The following is an 18,091-nucleotide window of genomic DNA, read 5'->3' as shown; positions in this document are numbered from 1 at the left end:
TGACTTGATAGCTGCTGGCTATCAGCTGATAGGCAGCATTGCTTTGACCGCGGTGCATTGGCGACGGAATGTTGTATACATGACGAGTGAGGTCGTGGCCGCCGCCCCCGTCCCGGTCCCCGGGCGTGCCAGGAGAGTGCGCGAGATCGCGGAGGAACTGCGCGGTCTTCGTGGTGCGCTGATACCGATCCTGCACGCGGTGCAGGAGGAGTTCGGGTACGTCGACCAGCCGGATGTCGCGGTGATCGCCGACGTACTGAACCTCGCGGTCGCCGAGGTGCACGGCGTCGTCACGTTCTACAAGGACTTCCGGCGTACGGCGGCCGGGCGCACCACCGTCGCGATCTGCCAGGCGGAGGCGTGCCGCTCGGTCGGCGCGGTCGAACTCGCCGAGCACGCCAAACGCACGATCGGCTGTGGGTTCGGCGAGACGACGTACGACGGTCGCGTCACCCTCGAAGAGATCTACTGCTTCGGCAACTGCGCCCTAGGCCCAGCAGTCCAGGTCGCCGGCAAACTCCACGGCCGAGTAACTCCCACCCGCCTCAACGCGCTGTTGGGGGAGACCCGATGACGGTGCGGGTGTTCGTACCGCGTGACTCTGCTGCCCGTTCCGTCGGAGCGGACGAGGTTGCCGAGCGGATCGCCGCAGATGGTGGCGCTGAGGTTGTCCGCACCGGGTCTCGAGGGATGTTGTGGTTGGAGCCGTTGGTGGAGGTGGAGACGGCTGCGGGGCGGGTGGGGTACGGACCTGTTGCCCCGGAGGACGTGGATGGGCTGATTGCTGCCGGGATGCTGTCCGGTGCCGGCGCCTCGCTCGGGTTGGTGGAGGAGTTGCCGTGGATGAAGCGGCAGCAGCGGTTGACGTTCCAGCGGGTGGGTGTGGTTGATCCGTTGTCGACCGCGGACTACGTGGCGCACGGCGGAACGCGCGGATTGCTAGCAGCGCTAGCGATGCCGCCGGCCGACGTGGTCGAGACCGCCGTGGACTCGGGCTTGCGGGGACGAGGTGGAGCCGGGTTCCCGACCGGGATCAAATGGCGGACGGTGCTTGGCGCCGACGCAGATCTCAAGTTCGTCTGCTGCAACGCGGACGAGGGCGACTCCGGCACGTACGCAGACCGGATGCTGATCGAGGGTGACCCGTTCACCTTGATCGAGGGAATGACGATCGCGGCGTACGCCGTCGGCGCCGCGGAGGGCTACGTCTACCTGCGCTCGGAATACCCGGACGCGGTCGCGACTCTCAAGGACGCGATCGAGCGAGCGCGTGACGAAGGCTGGTTGGGGCCGGACATTCTCGGCTCAGGGTTCGGCTTCGACCTGCACGTCCGGGTCGGCGCGGGTGCGTACATCTGCGGCGAAGAGACCTCGATGCTCGAGAGCCTGGAGGGCAAACGCGGCATGGTCCGCGCGAAGCCCCCGATCCCTGCCCTGGAAGGGCTTTTCGGTTGTCCGACCGTCGTCAACAACGTGTTGTCGTTGGCAACGGTCCCGACGATTCTCGCGCACGGGGCCGCGGAGTATGCGGCGTACGGCACCGGCCGTTCGCTCGGCACCAGCGTCTTCCAGCTCGGCGGGAACATCGCCCACGGCGGGATCGTCGAGACCGCGTTCGGGATCACGCTCGGCGAACTGGTGAACGACTTCGGCGGCGGAACGTCGTCAGGTCGGCCGGTGCGGGCTGTCCAGGTCGGCGGTCCGCTCGGCGCCTATCTTCCGGTCGAGCAGTTCGACCTGCCGATGGACTACGAGGCGTTCGCGGCGGCCGGCGCGATGGTCGGGCACGGCGGGATCGTGGTGTTCGACGAGACCGTGGACATGGCGGCGATGGCGCGGTTCGCGTTCGAGTTCTGCGCGGCCGAGTCGTGCGGCAAGTGCACGCCCTGCCGGGTCGGCGCGGTCCGCGGCGTCGAGACCATCGACCGGATCGTGTCCGGCACCGACCGCGCAAAGAATCTGGTCGTTCTCGAGGACCTGTGCGAACTCATGACCGACGGCTCGCTCTGCGCGATGGGCGGCCTCACCCCGATGCCAGTACGCAGTGCCGTCCGCCATTTCGGAGAGGACTTCCAGGTATGAGTCTGCTCAAGGAACCTGACTTCGGTACGCCGGCCCGCGCCGGTGCGGCAACGATCGAGCTGACCGTCGACGGCGTTCCGGTCAAGGTGCCACCCGGTACGTCGGTGATGCGGGCGGCGAAGGAGGCGGGCGTCGACGTACCGAAGCTGTGCGCGACCGACAACCTGGAGGCGTTCGGGTCGTGCCGCCTGTGCGTGGTCGAGATCGATGGCGTGAAAGGTACGCCGGCCTCGTGTACGACGCCGTGCCGGGACGGCATGGTCGTCCGGACGCAGAACGAGCGGCTCGGGAAGCTGCGCCGCGGCGTGATGGAGCTGTACATCTCCGACCACCCGCTCGACTGTCTGACCTGCTCGGCGAACGGCGACTGCGAACTGCAGGACATGGCCGGCGTCACCGGGCTGCGCGAGGTCCGCTACGGCTCCGGTGTGGAGGCCGGCGCCAACCACATGGACCTGCCGACCGATTCCTCCAACCCGTACTTCGACTTCGAGGCATCCAAGTGCATCGCGTGCTCGCGGTGCGTGCGCGCGTGTGACGAAGTACAGGGCACGCTGGCGCTGACGATCGAGGGGCGTGGATTCGATTCCAAGGTCGCGGCCGGTGCCGGGGTGTCGTTCTTCGAGTCGGACTGTGTGTCCTGCGGCGCGTGCGTGCAGGCCTGTCCGACCGCGACATTGCAGGAGAAGTCGGTGGTCGAGCTCGGGATGCCGACCCGGACCGTGCTGACGACCTGCGCGTACTGCGGTGTCGGATGTTCGTTCAAGGCCGAGCTCCGTGGTGACGAACTGGTCCGGATGGTGCCGTACAAGAACGGCGGCGCGAACGAGGGCCACTCGTGCGTGAAGGGCCGGTTCGCGTTCGGGTACGCGTCTCATCCCGACCGGGTGCTGGAGCCAATGGTGCGGAACACGATTTCGGAACCGTGGCGGAAAGTTTCCTGGGAAGAGGCGATCTCGTTCACCGCGGGCCGGCTCCGGGAGATCCAGGCGGCGCACGGTCAGGGTTCGATCGGCGCGATCACCTCGTCGCGGACCACCAACGAGGAGGTGTACGCGGTCCAGAAAATGGTCCGCGCAGTTTTCGGAAACAACAACGTCGACACCTGCGCGCGGGTCTGTCACTCGCCGACCGGGTACGGGCTGAAGCAGACCTTCGGGGAATCCGCCGGAACGCAGGATTTCCGTTCCGTCGACGAGTCCGACGTGATCCTGGTGATCGGGTCGAACCCGACCGACGCGCACCCGGTGTTCGCCTCCCGGATGAAGCAGCGGATCCGGCAGGGCGCGCAGCTGATCGTGATCGACCCGCGGCGGATCGACCTGGTCCGGTCGCCGCACATCGAGGCGGCGTACCACCTCGAGCTCAGCCCGGGCACGAACGTCGCGATCATCAACGCGCTCGCGCACGTGGTGGTGACCGAGGGCCTGGTCGACCGCGAGTTCGTCGCGAGCCGGTGCGAGGACTTCGAGGCCTGGGAGACGTTCATCGCGCAGCCCGAGCACAGCCCCGAGGCGGTCGCCGAGATCGCCGGCGTACCGGCCGAGAAGATCCGCGAAGCGGCCCGGCTGTACGCGACCGGCGGAAACGCGGCGATCTACTACGGTCTCGGCGTCACCGAGCACAGCCAGGGCTCGACCATGGTGATGGGGATGGCGAACCTCGCGATGGCGACCGGCAACATCGGCCGGCCGGGCGTCGGGGTGAACCCGATGCGCGGGCAGAACAACGTGCAGGGCTCGTGCGACATGGGTTCGTTCCCGCACGAGCTGCCCGGGTACCGGCACGTGTCGAACGAGGACGTCCGCGACATCTACGAGAAGTTGTGGGGTACGCCGATCCTCGACGAGCCCGGGCTGCGGATCCCGAACATGTTCGACGCGGCCATCGAGGGCTCGTTCAAGGCGCTGTTCGTCCAGGGCGAGGACATCGCGCAGTCCGACCCGAACACGCAGCACGTGTTCGCCGCACTCGGTGCGCTCGAGTTGCTCGTCGTACAGGACCTGTTCGTCAACGAGACGGCGAAGTTCGCGCACGTTTTGTTGCCAGGGACATCGTTCCTGGAGAAGGACGGCACGTTCACGAACGCGGAACGCCGGATCAACCGGGTGCGGCCGATCATGGCGCCGCGGACCGGGAAGCAGGAGTGGGAGATCATCTGCGAGATCGCGCAGGCGATGGGGTACCCGATGCACTACGACTCGGCCGCGCAGATCATGGACGAGATCGCGATGACGACGCCGACGTTCATGGGGGTGTCGTTCGGCAAGCTCGACGAGCTCGGATCGATCCAGTGGCCGTGCAACCTCGAGCACCCATCGGGTACGCCGATCATGCACGAGGACGAGTTCACCCGCGGCAAGGGGCGGTTCATGGAGACCGTGTACGTGCCGACGTCGGAGCGGTCGACGCGGAAGTTCCCGTTGATCCTGACGACCGGGCGGATCCTGTCGCAGTACAACGTGGGGGCGCAGACCCGGCGTACGGCGAACGTCGCGTGGCATGCCGAGGACGTGCTGGAGATCCATCCGCACGACGCCGAGGTGCGCGGTATCACGCACGGGGACATGGTGGCGTTGTCGAGCCGGGTCGGGCGGACCGAATTGCGCGCGACGATCTCGGACCGGATGCCGGTGGGCGTCTGCTACACCACGTTCCACCATCCGGTGAGCGGGGCGAACGTCGTCACCACGGAGAACTCCGACTGGGCGACCAACTGCCCCGAGTACAAGGTCACCGCGGTCCAGGTCGACCTGATCCCGGAGCCGGTCGCCGACGAGTCCACGCGTGAGCCTGTCGTTGCTGGCGGCAATCGATGAGCGGCGGCGTACCTCCGCACGTGCGGTTGGCGAACGAGATCGCGGCGCAGTTCGCGCACCGTCCGCCCGCGGACGCCGCCACTGCCATCGCGAACCACATGAAGGCTGTCTGGGACCCTCGGATGAAGCAGGCGCTGATCGCGCACGTCGCGTCCGGCGCCACCGACCTCGACCCCGCCGCAGCGCTGGCCGCCCAGCAACTCCAGGCTCCCGCATGACCCAGCCCGACAGGCGGGATCGGTTCGAGGAGCGGGATCGGTTCGACAAGTCGGGGCGGGTCGGAGAGGGTGGGCCTGTGGAGGACGGGCCTAGGCGTACAACTGCTGACCGTCGGCCACGGCGGGATGTGGTCCCGTGGGACGTGGCTCGGGGCTTGGCACATGCTGTGGCGCGACCGGGAGCGGTCGTACGGCGCGGGCTCGACGAGGCGGACGGGTGCGTGCTGGCCACGCCGTTAGTGTCGCCGGTTGCGGTGCCGCCGGTGGATCGTGCGGCGATGGACGGGTACGCCGTACGTGGAGTTGGACCGTGGCGCGTGGTCGGGCACGTGAAGGCCGGGACGGCGGATCCTGGTGAGTTGGCGGACGGGCAGGCGACCGGGATCGTCACCGGTGCGGCGGTGCCGGCCGGGGCGACGTCCGTAGTGCGGTCAGAAGACGCTGTCGTGACGGGCGACCGACTGGTCGGACCGTCCGAGGACGGCCGGCACATCCGGCGCGCAGGCGAGGAATGCCGCCCCGGCGACCAACTGCTGCCGGCCGGAGTAGTCATCGACCCAGCCGTTCTCGGCCTCGCGGCAACCGTCGGCCTGAACCGCCTAACCGTCATCTCCCCACCAACGGCCGCCGCCCTGATCACCGGCGACGAACTGGTCCGCCAAGGCCCGTCAACCCCTGGCCGAGTCCGCGACGCCATCGGCCCGATGCTTCCCGGCCTCATCACCCGCTCCGGCGCCACATCCGCCGCCTCGGTGCGGCATCTGCCGGACTCGCTGGACGAGTTGGTCAGCGCGCTGCGGGAGACCCAGGCCGATCTAGTGCTCGTCTCCGGCTCCTCCGCCTCGGGTCCGGCCGATCACCTCCGTCCCGCCCTCAAGACGCTGGGTGCCGAGCTGATCGTCGACGGAGTCGCCTGCCGCCCCGGGCATCCACAAGCGCTCGCACAACTACCGGACGGACGCCTCGTAATCGGCCTCCCCGGCAACCCGTTCGCCGCGCTCGTCGCGTTCCTGACACTCGGGGTCGCAGCCATCACCCGCATGCGCGGCCTCCCGCTTCCCGAACTCACCAACATCGCGGTCCCCGGCGGCATCCCCTGCCACCCCACCAGCACCCGACTCGTCCCGGTCCGCCTCACCGCACAAGGCGCCGTACCAGTCGGTCACGGCGGCGCCGCCATGCTCCGCGGCCCCGCCACCGCCGACGCCCTCGCCGTAGTAGCCTCCGGCCCCGCCGAAGCCATCGCCGCCCGCCTCCTCCCCCTCGACCCCGGGTCCCGGCCATGGGGCGGTTGATTGCGCGGCGGCCGGTTGTGCGCGTCACCCCGGCCGGCAGCCGCTCCCGGCCCGACTCGATCGCGGTCGAGGAGCCGCTCGAGTTGCGGGTCGACGGCAAGCCGCTGGCCGTGACGATGCGGACGCCGGGCCACGACGTCGAGCTGGCGCACGGATTCCTGCACACCGAGGGCGTGATCGGCAGCGTCGACGACATCCGCGACGCGCGGTACTGCGACTCCCGCGACGACGACGGCCGCAACACCTACAACGTCCTCGACGTCGGCCTCGCGCCCGGCGTACCCGCGCCCGTCACCGGCGTCGAGCGCAACTTCTACACCACCTCGTCCTGCGGCGTCTGCGGCAAGGCATCCCTCGACGCGGTCCGCACCAAGACCCGCCACTCCCCGGCCACCGACGACGTCACCATCAGGTACGACGTACTCGCGACCCTCCCCGACGCACTCCGCGCCCGGCAGCAGGTCTTCGACCGCACCGGCGGCCTGCACGCGGCCGGCCTGTTCACGCCGACCGGCGAACTGCTCGTCGTCCGCGAGGACGTCGGCCGCCACAACGCCGTCGACAAGGTCGTCGGCTGGGCCCTGCTCAACGGCCGGATCCCCGCCCGCGGCCTGATCCTCATCGTCTCCGGCCGGACCTCGTTCGAGCTCGCCCAGAAGGCGGTGATGGCCGGCATCCCGATCCTCGGCGCGGTCTCCGCCCCCAGTTCGCTCGCCATCGACCTCGCCGCCGAGTCCGGCCTGACCCTCGCCGGCTTCATCCGCAACGGCAACCTGAACCTGTACAGCCGGCCCGAACGGGTAAATGTCGAGGCCGCTGAGGTGCGTACGACGTACCGGGCATGAACGACTACGGAGTGACCGGCGCGACCACCGGCGTCGAGGTACTGATCAAGCTGCCGATCCACGAGGTCTGGTCCGGCATCACCGCGATCGAGCGGTACGGCGAGTGGAGCCCGGAATGCATCCACGGCGCCTGGCTCGAGGAGGGCGCCCGCTTCGAGGCGCGGAACCGCTTCCCGGACGGCCTGGAGACGTACGTGACCTGCACGGTTACCGCCCTCGAGGAGGCGAAGCGCTTCGGCTGGGACGTGTACGGCGACGAGGAGGTCCCTCTCGCGCACTGGGAGTACGAGCTGGAGGATCGCGGCACCGAGACGCTCGTCCGTCAGTCGTTCACCCATGGCCCGGGCGAGAGCGGAATGCGGATTGGCGTCGTACGGGATCCGGACCGGGCAGCGGAGTCGATCCAGAGCCGGCTCGATCAACTGGCGGCGAACATGCGATCCACGCTCAGCGCCATGGAGTCGGCGCTCAAGTGATCAGGATGCCTCGCTGGCGGTCTGTGTGGACGGGGTCGCCCACAGGCAGTCGGCGGTGCCGGCGTCCACGTGCTCCTGGTAGAAGTCGACCTTCCAGGTGATCACGTTGAGGCACTCGTTGAGTTCCTCGATCTGCGCGCGCACGTAGTCCTGGTGGCTCTTGAGCAGGGCCAGCCGGTCTGCCTCGTTGCCGGCCCCCTGCCGGACCAGCTCCGTGTACTTACGGATGGTGTCCAGCGGCATCCCGGACGAGCGGAACTTGATGCACATGTTCAGCCAGTCGACGTCGTCCTCGGTGTAGACGCGCCGCCCGTTCGACTCCCGCCGTACGGCGTCCGCGAGCAGTCCCTCACGCTCGTAAAACCGCAGCGCGTGCACGCTCAACCCGGTCCGCTCCGCGACCTGCCCGATGCTCAGTCCACCCATGCCCGCACCCTAACCCCGGATCAAAGGCTTCAGCGCAGACAGAGCCTGCTGTACGTCGTCGCGCGTCGAGTAGATGTGGAACGACGCGCGCAGCTTCCCGTCCCGTACGGCGGCGCGGATCCCGGCCGACGCGAACGCCTCCTGCGCCCCGGGCAGGCTCGTACTGACGATCGCACTGTTCGACGGCGCGAGCCCGAGCCCGGCGCGGAACTCGTTCGCGAGCGCGAGGTTGTGCCGGTTGATCGTCTCGACGCCGATCTCCTCGATCAGCTCGAGCGCCGGCGCCGCGCCGACGAAGCTGAACCACGCCGGCGACTGGTCGAACCTCCGCGCGGCCGGATCGAGCTCCATCACCGGCCCGTAGTACGACCCGTGGACGTCGCGTGCGGCGTACCAGCCCGCGGCCGACGGCCGGCAGCGCTCCTGCAACCGCGGCGACAGGTACCCGAGCGTCGCGCCGCGCGGTGACATCAACCACTTGTAGCTGTGGGCGATCAGCGCGTCGACACCGTCGACCGTGATCGGATGCCAGCCGACCGCCTGGGTCGCGTCGATCACCACGAGCGCATCGATCTGCTTGCTGGCGGCAACTACCGCAGGCAGGTCCAGGACGACACCGGTCGACGACTGCACCGCACTCACCGCGACAAGGTCGATCCCCGGCGTGATCGCGGCGACCACCTCGTCACCCGGTACGGCGATCACCTCGACGCCACGGTCCGCGTGCACCTGCCACGGGAACACGTTCGACGTGAACTCGACGTCGTCGGTCAGGACCTTCGCACCGTCCGGCAACGCGGCCGCGATCGGCGCCAGCGCCGCAGACACCGTGCTGCCGACGAACACGTCCGCCGCCTCCGCCCCGACCAGCCGCGCGAACGACTCCCGGGTCCGCGTCGTCGACGCGTCCCACGGCTCCCAACTGGTCGCGCCGACCCGCCAATCAGCAAGCGCACCCTGCAACGCCTCCCACGCCGGCCGCGGCGGCAGCCCGTACGACGCAGTGTTCAACCACCCCGGCTCCGCATCCCAAAGCTCCGCAATCTCCACTCCCCCACCCTACGGACCCAACTTTGAGAAGCCACCAACCAGATTCCCGCCCCGGAAACGGTCGGTGGCTTCTCAAAGTTGACCTAGAGAGCGCTCTAGGACCTAGCGTGCGGGGGTTGGCGATCGATGGCGGGAGTTGAGTGGGATGCGGTATCGGATGTTGGGTGGGACCGGGATCGAGGTCAGTACGCACTGTCTCGGGGCGATGATGTTCGGGGCGGTCGGGAATCCGGATCACGACGAGTGCGTCCGGATCATCCACGCCGCCCTGGACCAGGGGATCAACTTCGTCGACACCGCGGACATGTACTCCGCGGGCGAGTCGGAGACGATCGTCGGCAAAGCGCTGAAGGATCGCCGCGACGACGTCGTACTGGCGACCAAGGTGCATTTCCCGTTCACCGAGGGCCGGAACCGGAGCGGGAACTCGCGGCGCTGGATCACCCGCGCGGTCGAGGACAGCCTGCGCCGGCTCGGCACGGACTGGATCGACCTCTATCAGATCCATCGGCCGGACCACACCACCGACATCGAGGAGACGCTGTGGGTGCTGAGTGACCTGGTCAGTGCGGGCAAGATCCGCGCGTTCGGATGCTCGGCGTTCCCGGCGGAGGACATCGTCGAGGCGTACCACGTCGCGGACCGGCGCGGGTACGGGCGCTTCCGGACGAACCAGCCGCCGTACTCGATGATGGCCCGCGGCATCGAACGCTCCGTGCTCCCGACCTGCCGGCGGCTGGGGATGGGCGTGCTGACGTACAGCCCGCTCGCCTTCGGGTTCCTGTCCGGCAAGGTCCGCAAGAACCAGCCGCTCGACCTGTCCGCCAGGGCCGCGCTCGCGCCTGACCGCTTCGACCCGGCGTTGCCTGCGAACGCGGCGAAGTACGACGCCGTCGAGCAACTGGTCGAAGTTGCCGACGGCATCGGTACGACGCTGCCCGAGCTGGCGATGGCCTTCGTCACCACGCATCCCGCGGTCACGTCCGTGATCTCCGGGCCGCGCACGATGGAGCAACTCGAGGGCCTGATCACCGCAGCGGACCTGACGCTCGACGACAAGACCCTCGACCGGATCGACGAGATCGTCCCACCCGGCACCGACGTGTACCGCGCCGACGCCGCCTGGCAACCCCAGTCCCTCGTCGACGTCACCCAGCGCCGCCGCGCCCTCTCCGACCGCTAGCTACTTGCCTCCTTGGAGGGACGTCCAGGTGACGGGCGAACCATCGCAACCTCCGAGGGGCGGAACGGAAGGTGAAGGTTTTCGCCCAGCGCGTTACAGTTGACGGTTATTATTTGACAGCCCTTACGCTGAGGCCATGGCTGTGACGATGCGCGACGTCGCGCGCAGGGCCGGCGTGTCCCCGAAGACGGTCTCGAACGTGATGAACGGGTATCCGTACATCCGCGAGGAGACCCGGACCAAGGTGCTCGCCGCGATCGATGCCCTCGGCTACCGGATGAACCTCTCCGCCCGGCACCTCAAGTCGGGCCGGACCGGCGTCATCGGGCTGGCCGTCCCGGAGCTCAGCCTGCCGTACTTCGGTGAGCTCGCCGACCAGGTCATCATGGCCGCCGACGAGCACGGTCTGACCGTGATGATCGAGCAGACCGGCGCAGACCGCGACCGCGAACTGACCGTCCTCGCCCGGCCCCGCGGTCACCTCGTGGACGGCCTGCTCTACAGCCCGCTCGGCCTCGGCCAGGAGGACATCGACCACCTGAAGGTGAACACGCCGATGGTCCTGCTCGGCGAGCGCATCTTCCACAGCCCGGTCGACCACGTGATGATCGACAACGTGCCCGGCACCAAGGCCGCGGTCGAGCACTTGCTGGCCCTCGGGCGGCGGCGGATCGCGGTCCTCGGCGTCCACCCCGGCGAAAAGGTCGGCACCGCAGCCATTCGGTACGGCGCGTACGCCGACACTCTCACCGCGCACGGCCTACCGGTACCGGAGGAGCTGGCGTTTCCGGCCGGCCGCTGGCACCGCTCGACCGGAGCCGAGGCGACCGAGCGACTGCTCGCGTCAGGCCTCGAGTTCGACGCACTCCTGGGGCTGAACGACACCCTCGCGCTGGGCGCGCTGCGGGTCCTCGCCCAGCACGGCATCCGGGTGCCGGACGATGTCGCGGTGGCGGGTTTCGACAACATCGACGAGGCCAGCTACAGCACGCCGAGCCTGACCACTGTCGACCCGGGCCGCGCGGAGATCGCGAAGCGGGCCGTCGATCTACTGGTCCGCCGGATGGCCGGCGACGACTCCGACCACGAGGAGATCGCCGCCCGCTACGAACTGCACGCGCGCGAGTCGACACTTGGCGTGAACTGACGCAGCCCTGAGGTCTTGACGTCCCCGGACAGCCCGTGCGATCTTCTACACCGATGTAGTACACCGATGTAAATCCGTACTCCACTCCGCCTGGAGGACAGATGCCCCCTGACCACGCCCCCTTTCGCCCGGGGCGTCGAGCAGTACTTGGTGGCCTGCTCGGCTCCCTCGCCCTCACCGGCTGCAGCACCCTCCGATCCAAGCCCAAGGTCCGCGAGTGGAACCTGTTCGGCGGCGGCGACGGCGCCCGCCTCCTGCAGATCCACCAGCAGTACGTCGCCGAGCACCCGGACGTCGCGTTCGAGGCGCACACCCTGGCCTGGGGCCCGCCGTTCTACACCAAGCTCGCGATGTCCGCGGCCGGTGGCCGGGCGCCCGAGGTGGCGACCCTGCACCTGTCCCGGCTGAAGGGTTTCAGCCCGACGACGATGCTCGACCCGATCCCGGTGGAGCTGCTGAACGCGGCCGGGGTGCAGCAGTCCGACTTCCTGCCGGCCATCTGGGACCGCTGCGTCATCGACGGCAAGCTGTACGCCGTTCCGCTCGACCAGCACCCGTTCGTTCTCTACTACAACACCGAGATCTGCAAGAAGGCCGGACTGCTCGACCCGGACGGAAAGATCAAGCCGGTCAAAGGCGTGAACGCGTTCCTCGACATGCTCCGAGCGGTCAAGGACGTCACCGGCAAGTACGCCGTCTCGGTCGACACCACCAGCCCGTGGCGGCTGTGGTACACGCTCTACGGCCAGCTCGAGGGTGAGTTCTTCAACGAGGACAGCACCCAGCTGGTGCTCGACGACGCCAAGGCGCTCGAAGCCCTGGACCTGATCGCGAAGCTCGCCAGTGAAGGACTCACGCCCCGGTCGGCGAACTACCCGGCCCTGGTCGCCATGTTCAGCAACGGTGACGCGGGGATGAGCTTCAACGGCGAGTGGGAGGTCACGACGTACCAGACCGCGAAGATGCCGTTCAGCATGGCGCCGTTCCCGGTCGTGTACGACGTGCCGAAGTTCCAGGGGGACTCGCACACCTTCGTGCTGCCGCACCAGGCCCATCGGAACGCCGACGACACGAAGGCGACGGTCGAGTACATCGCCTGGATGCTGAAACACAGCGTCGAGTGGGCGGCCGGCGGCCACATCCCGGCGTACCAGCCGGTCGCGCAGAGCCCGGAGTACCTGAAACTCAAGCCGCAGGCGGAGTACCGCAGCACCGCTCCGAACGTGCTGTACGACCCGGATGCCTGGTTCAGCGGTTCGGGAGCGCAACTGGAGAACGAGTCCGCGGCGGCCTTCAGCGGGATCGCGGCCGGACAGATCACTCCGAAGGCTGCGCTCGAGCAGTTCAAGACAGCCACCCAGAAGCTCCTCGACACCCCGTCCCCGGTCTAAGGAGGTCGGTCATGGCCGTAGAGACACCACCGCGCGTCACCCCCGGTACGCCGTCGACCGCGGCGAAGGCGGGGACCGGACAGCCCTGGAAGGAACGCTGGGGCGGGCTGTTCTTCGTGGCGCCGTTCCTGCTGCTGTTCGTCCTGTTCATGCTCTGGCCGATCGTCTCCGGCCTGTGGAACAGCTTCTTCAACACCAGCCTCGCCGGCGTCAAGCAGGAGTTCCTCGGCCTGCAGAACTGGCGGGACCTGTTCGGCGACCCGGCCGTGCGGTCGTCGCTCAAGAACACCCTCGTCTTCACCGCGATGAGTACGCCGCCGCTGGTGATCATCGCCCTCGTGATGGCGCTGCTCGCCAACCGCAAAGGCTTGCTCGGCTGGCTCCTGCGGTTCTCGTACTTCGCTCCGTTCGTCCTGCCGGCCACCGTCGTGACGCTGATCTGGGTGTGGATCTACCAGCCCGGATTCGGCCTGGTGAACGGCCTGCTGACGGCCGGCGGGTACGCCGAGATCGACTGGCTGAACACCGAGAACCGGGCGATGCTCGCCGTGGTGATCACGACCGTCTGGTGGACGGTCGGGTTCAACTTCCTGCTCTATCTGGCCGCCCTGCAAGGGATTCCGGCCCAGGTGTACGAGGCCGCCGCGATCGACGGGGCCAACGGGCGCCAGCAACTGTTCCGGATCACGCTGCCGTTGCTGAGCCGCACGACCGGTCTGATCGTCGTACTGCAGCTGGTGGCGTCGCTGAAGATCTTCGACCAGATCTACCTGATGACCGACGGCGGCCCGAACTACGCGACCCGGCCGATCATCCAGTACATCTACGAGTCCGGCTTCACCAGCTACCGGATCGGCTACGCGTCCGCGATCTCGTACCTGTTCTTCGCGATCATCGTGATCGTCGCGCTCGCCCAGTTCAAACTCTTCTCCGGCCGAGGGGAGGCCGAATGACAACCGCCACCTTGCCTGCAGCCCACAAGTCCAGCCGTCCGGTGAGATGGACCTTCCCGAAGGCGGCGAGCGCCGTCGGCGCCGTCATCCTCGCCGTCATCTGGCTCGTTCCGTTGTTGTGGGCCCTCGACACCTCGCTGAAGCCGGAACCGGAGACCACCCGCGCTCCGATCACCTGGTTGCCGGAGGCTCCGACCGCCGACGCCTACCGGAGCGTGATCGACCAAGGCGACCTGATCCGCTGGTTCTTCAACAGCACGATCGTGTCGGTCCTCGTGACATCGTTGACGCTGGTCGTGTCGGTGCTGGCGGCGTACGGCTTCTCCCGGACCAAGTTCCCGGGCCGGCGAGTGCTGTTCGGCATGATCATCGCCGGCATCCTGGTGCCGCCGCAGGTGCTGATCGTGCCGTTGTTCCAGGAGATGACCGGGCTCGGCCTGGTCGACACGTACTGGGGCATGGTGCTGCCGCAGGTGGTCGCGCCGGTGATGGTGTTCGTCCTGAAGAAGTTCTTCGACGGCATCTCCCGCGACTACGAGGACGCCGCCCGGGTCGACGGCGCGTCCCGCTGGCGGATCGTCTGGAGCGTGATGGTGCCGATGTCGCGTCCGATCCTGGTGGCCGTCGGCATCTTCACCTTCATCGGGGCCTGGAACAACTTCCTCTGGCCCTTCATCGTGACCACCGACCCGTCAATGATGACGATCCCGGTCGGCCTCGCCAACGTGCAGGGCTCGTACGGCCTGCGCTACGCCCAGATCATGGCCTCGGCCGTGCTGGGCGGCCTTCCCTTGCTGATCGTCTACGCCTTGTTCCAGCGCCATGTCGTCCGCGGTGTGGGCGACGCCGGAATCAAGGGCTAGACACACGACAGGAGCAACCTGGTGCCCTCTGCCAACCTGACCATCGACCCCGCGTTCACGATCGCGCCCGTGAACCGCCGAACCTTCGGAACCTTCGTCGAGCACATGGGCCGGTGTGTCTACACCGGTATCTACGAACCCGGCCATGCGACCGCCGACGAGGACGGTTTCCGCAAGGACGTCCTCGAACTGACCCGTGAGCTGGGCGTTTCCGTGGTCCGCTATCCCGGCGGAAACTTCGTTTCCGGCTACCGCTGGGAGGACGGCGTCGGCCCGGAACGGCCCCGGCGCCTCGACCTCGCCTGGCACAGCATCGAGACGAACGAGTTCGGCCTGGACGAGTTCAGCCGCTGGTGCGTCAAGGCCGGCGTCGAGCCGATGATGGCGATCAACCTCGGGACCCGCGGAGTCCAGGAGGCGCTCGACCTGCTCGAGTACACGAACCATCCGGGCGGTACGACGTTGTCCGATCTGCGCGAGCAGCACGGCGCGTCGCCGTACGGGATCAAGCTGTGGTGCCTCGGCAATGAGATGGACGGTCCGTGGCAGGTCGGGCACAAGACGCCGACGGAGTACGGACGGCTCGCGGCGGAGACCGCGCGGGCGATGCGGATGATCGATCGGGAGCTGCAACTGGTCGCGTGCGGCTCGTCGTCGTCGAAGATGCCGCTGTTCGGGACCTGGGAGCGGGACGTACTGCGGGAGACGTACGAGTTCGTCGAGTACATCTCCTGCCACGCGTACTACGGCAACGATGACGGCGACACTGCCTCGTTCCTGGCGTCCGCGGTGGACATGGACCACTTCATCGAGTCCGTGGTGGCCACCGCCGACCACGTCGGCGCGGAACTCAAGAGCAGCAAGAAGATCGGCATCTCCTTCGACGAGTGGAACGTCTGGTACGGCGAGCGCTCCCGCCGCACCGACGGACCGGGTGACCAGTGGGAGGTGGCGCCACGACGGATCGAGGACGAGTACAACGTCACCGATGCGGTTGTGGTCGGCAACCTTCTGATCTCGTTGCTGCGGCACAGCGACCGGGTCGGCGTCGCCTGCCTCGCGCAGCTCGCGAACGTGATCGCGCCGATCATGACGGAGCCCGGCGGCGCGGCCTGGCGGCAGCCGACGTTCCACCCGTTCGCGATCACCTCCCGGCTCGCGGCCGGCCAGGTCCTGCGGGTCGAGACCGACTCGCCCGTCGTGACCACGGCCAAGTACGGCGAGGTGTCCGCCGTGGACGCGGTGGCGACGTACGACGACGGCAAGCTCGCGGTGTTCGCGGTCAACCGATCGAGCGAGGGGCCGATCGAGGTCACGATCGACGTCAGCCGGAGCGGAGTGACGACGATCGACGAGGCGGTCATCGTGCACGACGAGGACGGGCTGACGACGAACACCGCCGCCCACCCGGACCGCGTTACCCCACAGCCGGCCGACGCACGGCTCGTTGACGGCCAGTTGACGATTACGCTACCGGCGATCAGCTGGACAGCCCTCGCCCTATCAGCACAGCCTCTGTCGACGAGCTGATCATTCTGGCTCAGACTGTGCCCCGTGAGCACACAGTCTGATCTTGCCGAGACGAATCGTCTCGAAGCTTTCAGTGACGGCGTCTTCGCGATCGCGATCACCCTCCTCGTCCTCGAACTCCGCAGCCCCGAGCTCGAGGAGGGTGAGCGGTTGTGGCCGGCGTTGCTGCACGAATGGCCGCAGTTCGCGGCGTATCTGACCAGCTTCGCGATCCTCGGCATCATGTGGGTCAACCACCACTCGATGTTCCGCCAGATCCAGCGCGCCGACCGCGGGCTGATGTTCCTCAACCTGTTGCTGCTGCTCTGGGTCACGTTGTTGCCGTTCCCGACGAGCATGTTCGCGGAGCACCTGGAAGACGACTCGATCAACGCCAACGTCGCCGCGGCCGTCTACAGCGCCAACCTGACCCTGGCCGCGATCGCGTTCAGCGCGATCTGGTGGCATGTCCTGCGAAAGCACCTGGTCGACCACAACATGGATCGCGCCCAGATGCGGACGTCACTGATCAGGTACTCGTTCGGCACCGTGATCTACGGAGCCTGCATCGGGGTGTCGTTCATCTCCGCTCAGGTGACTCTGCTGCTCGTCTTCCTGCTCGCGGTCTACTACGCTTTCGAGCAGGTCAGGACGCGCGGCGGAACTGCGTAATGTAGATGCCAGGAGCAACTTCTACCTCGCCGACCGTGGCGTAGCCGCGGGACTTGTAGAGGTTGACGGCCGGGAGGTTGGCCGAGCCCGTGGAGACCAGGCTGACCGGTCGCGGTTCGATCCGGTCGAGGTGGTCGAGAAGGGCTCGGCCGTGCCCGCGGCGGGCGTGCGCGGGGTCGACGATCAGGCGAGAGATCTCGACAGTGCGCGCGTCGGGGAGCTCATAGGCGACCGCGCCGACGAGGTGAGTTCCGTCGTACCGGCCGAGCCAGAGTTCGGTCGAGGACATGAGTCCGTCGAGGTCTTCCTGGAGCGGCGGGATGCCGTCGAAGCCGATCAGCTCGGCCTCCACGGCGTACGCGGCGTGCTGGATCGTCAGCAGTCGCTCGGCGAGAGCGCGGTCGGTCAGGTCGAGCGGCGTGATCACGCGTGTCAGGCTACGCGGCCTTCCAGTAGCCGAGGGATTTCACCCGGTCCTTGGGGACGGCGAGGTCCTTGAGGACGTACGACGTGAGCTCGCGCGTGGTTGTGGTGTCGCACGCGATCCACACGAAGGTGTCCGCGGTGACGAGCTCTTGGAGATCCGCCTTCACCTGCTCGACCATTTTCGGCCGCGGAACCGTCCGGAGGTCGTGGTGGTCCTCGATCCGGAACGGGAGCTCGTCGTCGGAGTCGTGCGTGGTCTCGAACCAGATCGTCGCCGGTAGCTTCGGGGCGACCGCGAGCAGCGAGTTGATCGCGGGCAGCGACGCCGGGTCGCCGACCACCAGCATCCGCGGCGGCAGCGGATCCGGTACGTCGAACCCGGTCCCCTGCACCGTCGCTTCGATGGTGTCGCCGGGCTCGGCCTTGCGGGACCAGTCGCTCGCACAGCCGTCGTGCAGCGCGAACTCCAGGCTGAACGTGCCGGCCTCGACGTCCGGATCGACCAGTGTGTACGCGCGCTGGTGCGGCTTGCCGGCGTTGTCGAACCAGAGCCGCACCCACATCGTCGGGTGGACGCCCAGCGTCTGCAGCAGACCGCCGTCGGTGAAGTGCACACGGCGGTAGCGCTCGGTGACCTGTTCGGCGCCAGTCACGGTGAAGGTGAAGTCCTTCCCCCGGAAGAGCTTGAGCACAGCGCCTTCCCAGCCATGCCTCACGATGGACCTCCAGCGAGAAT

General features: G+C 67.9%; 18 protein-coding genes. 14 read left to right on the top strand and 4 right to left on the bottom strand.

Features of this window, described 5'->3' with window-relative positions:
* Window positions 1–79: 79 nt before the first annotated feature.
* The 7 genes from EV649_RS38635 to EV649_RS38605 all read left to right on the top strand — a co-directional run bounded on the left by EV649_RS38635 (window position 80) and on the right by EV649_RS38605 (window position 7,735).
* Window positions 80–574, top strand: coding sequence for an NAD(P)H-dependent oxidoreductase subunit E (locus EV649_RS38635; protein ID WP_241999220.1), 495 nt, complete (start codon window positions 80–82; stop codon window positions 572–574).
* Window positions 571–2,082 (top strand): formate dehydrogenase beta subunit, encoded by a 1,512-nt coding sequence (locus EV649_RS38630; RefSeq protein ID WP_130388696.1) that lies wholly within the window; start codon window positions 571–573, stop codon window positions 2,080–2,082. The genes EV649_RS38635 and EV649_RS38630 overlap by 4 nt, the downstream gene beginning before the upstream one ends.
* A complete protein-coding gene (gene fdhF / locus EV649_RS38625) occupies window positions 2,079–4,901 on the top strand; it encodes a formate dehydrogenase subunit alpha (RefSeq protein ID WP_130388695.1) in 2,823 nt (940 codons plus the stop codon). The genes EV649_RS38630 and fdhF overlap by 4 nt, the downstream gene beginning before the upstream one ends.
* Window positions 4,898–5,119, top strand: a complete 222-nt coding sequence (locus tag EV649_RS38620) for a formate dehydrogenase subunit delta (RefSeq protein ID WP_130388694.1) — start codon at window positions 4,898–4,900, stop codon at window positions 5,117–5,119. Before fdhF ends, EV649_RS38620 begins: the two co-directional genes overlap by 4 nt.
* A 167-nt stretch (window positions 5,120–5,286) precedes the next feature.
* Window positions 5,287–6,414 (top strand): molybdopterin molybdotransferase MoeA, encoded by a 1,128-nt coding sequence (locus EV649_RS38615; RefSeq protein ID WP_198682933.1) that lies wholly within the window; start codon window positions 5,287–5,289, stop codon window positions 6,412–6,414.
* Window positions 6,402–7,259, top strand: coding sequence for a formate dehydrogenase accessory sulfurtransferase FdhD (fdhD, locus tag EV649_RS38610; protein ID WP_130388692.1), 858 nt, complete (start codon window positions 6,402–6,404; stop codon window positions 7,257–7,259). Before EV649_RS38615 ends, fdhD begins: the two co-directional genes overlap by 13 nt.
* Entirely contained in the window at window positions 7,256–7,735 is a 480-nt protein-coding gene (locus EV649_RS38605) for an SRPBCC family protein (protein WP_130388691.1), read from the top strand. Before fdhD ends, EV649_RS38605 begins: the two co-directional genes overlap by 4 nt.
* Here EV649_RS38605 and EV649_RS38600 read toward each other — a convergent pair whose 3' ends face one another.
* A complete protein-coding gene (locus tag EV649_RS38600) occupies window positions 7,736–8,161 on the bottom strand; it encodes a MerR family transcriptional regulator (RefSeq protein WP_130388690.1) in 426 nt (141 codons plus the stop codon).
* Window positions 8,162–8,170: 9 nt separating this feature from the next.
* Window positions 8,171–9,211 (bottom strand): aminotransferase class V-fold PLP-dependent enzyme, encoded by a 1,041-nt coding sequence (locus EV649_RS38595; protein WP_130388689.1) that lies wholly within the window; start codon window positions 9,209–9,211, stop codon window positions 8,171–8,173.
* Window positions 9,212–9,356: 145 nt separating this feature from the next.
* Here EV649_RS38595 and EV649_RS38590 point away from each other — a divergent pair, with 145 nt between their 5' ends.
* From EV649_RS38590 to EV649_RS38560, 7 genes are all read left to right on the top strand, one after another.
* Window positions 9,357–10,394 carry an aldo/keto reductase gene (locus EV649_RS38590; RefSeq protein WP_130388688.1) on the top strand — a complete coding sequence of 346 codons (1,038 nt, stop codon included), beginning with the start codon at window positions 9,357–9,359 and terminating at the stop codon, window positions 10,392–10,394.
* Window positions 10,395–10,530: 136 nt separating this feature from the next.
* Window positions 10,531–11,541: a LacI family DNA-binding transcriptional regulator gene (locus tag EV649_RS38585; RefSeq protein WP_130388687.1), complete on the top strand. Its 1,011-nt coding sequence runs from the start codon at window positions 10,531–10,533 to the stop codon at window positions 11,539–11,541.
* A 101-nt stretch (window positions 11,542–11,642) separates the two neighbouring features.
* On the top strand, window positions 11,643–12,932 hold the full coding sequence (locus EV649_RS38580; RefSeq protein WP_130388686.1) for an extracellular solute-binding protein: 1,290 nt from the start codon (window positions 11,643–11,645) through the stop codon (window positions 12,930–12,932).
* 11 nt (window positions 12,933–12,943) lie between these two features.
* Window positions 12,944–13,885, top strand: a complete 942-nt coding sequence (locus tag EV649_RS38575; protein ID WP_130388685.1) for a sugar ABC transporter permease — start codon at window positions 12,944–12,946, stop codon at window positions 13,883–13,885.
* Window positions 13,882–14,748 carry a carbohydrate ABC transporter permease gene (locus EV649_RS38570; RefSeq protein WP_130388684.1) on the top strand — a complete coding sequence of 289 codons (867 nt, stop codon included), beginning with the start codon at window positions 13,882–13,884 and terminating at the stop codon, window positions 14,746–14,748. The genes EV649_RS38575 and EV649_RS38570 overlap by 4 nt, the downstream gene beginning before the upstream one ends.
* 21 nt (window positions 14,749–14,769) lie before the next feature.
* A complete protein-coding gene (locus EV649_RS38565; RefSeq protein ID WP_130388683.1) occupies window positions 14,770–16,278 on the top strand; it encodes an alpha-N-arabinofuranosidase in 1,509 nt (502 codons plus the stop codon).
* A gap of 24 nt (window positions 16,279–16,302) precedes the next feature.
* Window positions 16,303–16,929: a TMEM175 family protein gene (locus EV649_RS38560; RefSeq protein WP_130388682.1), complete on the top strand. Its 627-nt coding sequence runs from the start codon at window positions 16,303–16,305 to the stop codon at window positions 16,927–16,929.
* Here EV649_RS38560 and EV649_RS38555 read toward each other — a convergent pair.
* Window positions 16,904–17,356, bottom strand: coding sequence for a GNAT family N-acetyltransferase (locus EV649_RS38555; protein WP_130388681.1), 453 nt, complete (start codon window positions 17,354–17,356; stop codon window positions 16,904–16,906). The two genes, EV649_RS38560 and EV649_RS38555, sit on opposite strands and share 26 nt — an antisense overlap.
* 10 nt (window positions 17,357–17,366) lie before the next feature.
* On the bottom strand, window positions 17,367–18,071 hold the full coding sequence (locus EV649_RS38550) for a siderophore-interacting protein (protein WP_130388680.1): 705 nt from the start codon (window positions 18,069–18,071) through the stop codon (window positions 17,367–17,369).
* Between the last annotated feature and the right edge of the window lie 20 nt (window positions 18,072–18,091).

Origin of the sequence: Kribbella sp. VKM Ac-2569 (genome assembly GCF_004216905.1) — a bacterium.
In the GTDB taxonomy this organism is placed as follows: domain Bacteria; phylum Actinomycetota; class Actinomycetes; order Propionibacteriales; family Kribbellaceae; genus Kribbella.
The sequence above is the reverse complement of the archived record's forward strand: the minus strand, read 5'-3'. Positions and strand labels throughout refer to the sequence as shown.

Coding starts and splice junctions, on each gene's coding strand:
- EV649_RS38600 (WP_130388690.1), bottom strand. CDS start 8,161: ATGGGTGGACTGAGCATCGGGCAGGTCGCGGAGCGGACCGGGTTGAGC.
- EV649_RS38620 (WP_130388694.1), top strand. CDS start 4,898: ATGAGCGGCGGCGTACCTCCGCACGTGCGGTTGGCGAACGAGATCGCG.
- EV649_RS38630 (WP_130388696.1), top strand. CDS start 571: ATGACGGTGCGGGTGTTCGTACCGCGTGACTCTGCTGCCCGTTCCGTC.
- EV649_RS38585 (WP_130388687.1), top strand. CDS start 10,531: ATGGCTGTGACGATGCGCGACGTCGCGCGCAGGGCCGGCGTGTCCCCG.
- EV649_RS38580 (WP_130388686.1), top strand. CDS start 11,643: ATGCCCCCTGACCACGCCCCCTTTCGCCCGGGGCGTCGAGCAGTACTT.
- fdhD (WP_130388692.1), top strand. CDS start 6,402: ATGGGGCGGTTGATTGCGCGGCGGCCGGTTGTGCGCGTCACCCCGGCC.
- EV649_RS38605 (WP_130388691.1), top strand. CDS start 7,256: ATGAACGACTACGGAGTGACCGGCGCGACCACCGGCGTCGAGGTACTG.
- EV649_RS38575 (WP_130388685.1), top strand. CDS start 12,944: ATGGCCGTAGAGACACCACCGCGCGTCACCCCCGGTACGCCGTCGACC.
- EV649_RS38590 (WP_130388688.1), top strand. CDS start 9,357: ATGCGGTATCGGATGTTGGGTGGGACCGGGATCGAGGTCAGTACGCAC.
- EV649_RS38570 (WP_130388684.1), top strand. CDS start 13,882: ATGACAACCGCCACCTTGCCTGCAGCCCACAAGTCCAGCCGTCCGGTG.
- EV649_RS38635 (WP_241999220.1), top strand. CDS start 80: ATGACGAGTGAGGTCGTGGCCGCCGCCCCCGTCCCGGTCCCCGGGCGT.
- fdhF (WP_130388695.1), top strand. CDS start 2,079: ATGAGTCTGCTCAAGGAACCTGACTTCGGTACGCCGGCCCGCGCCGGT.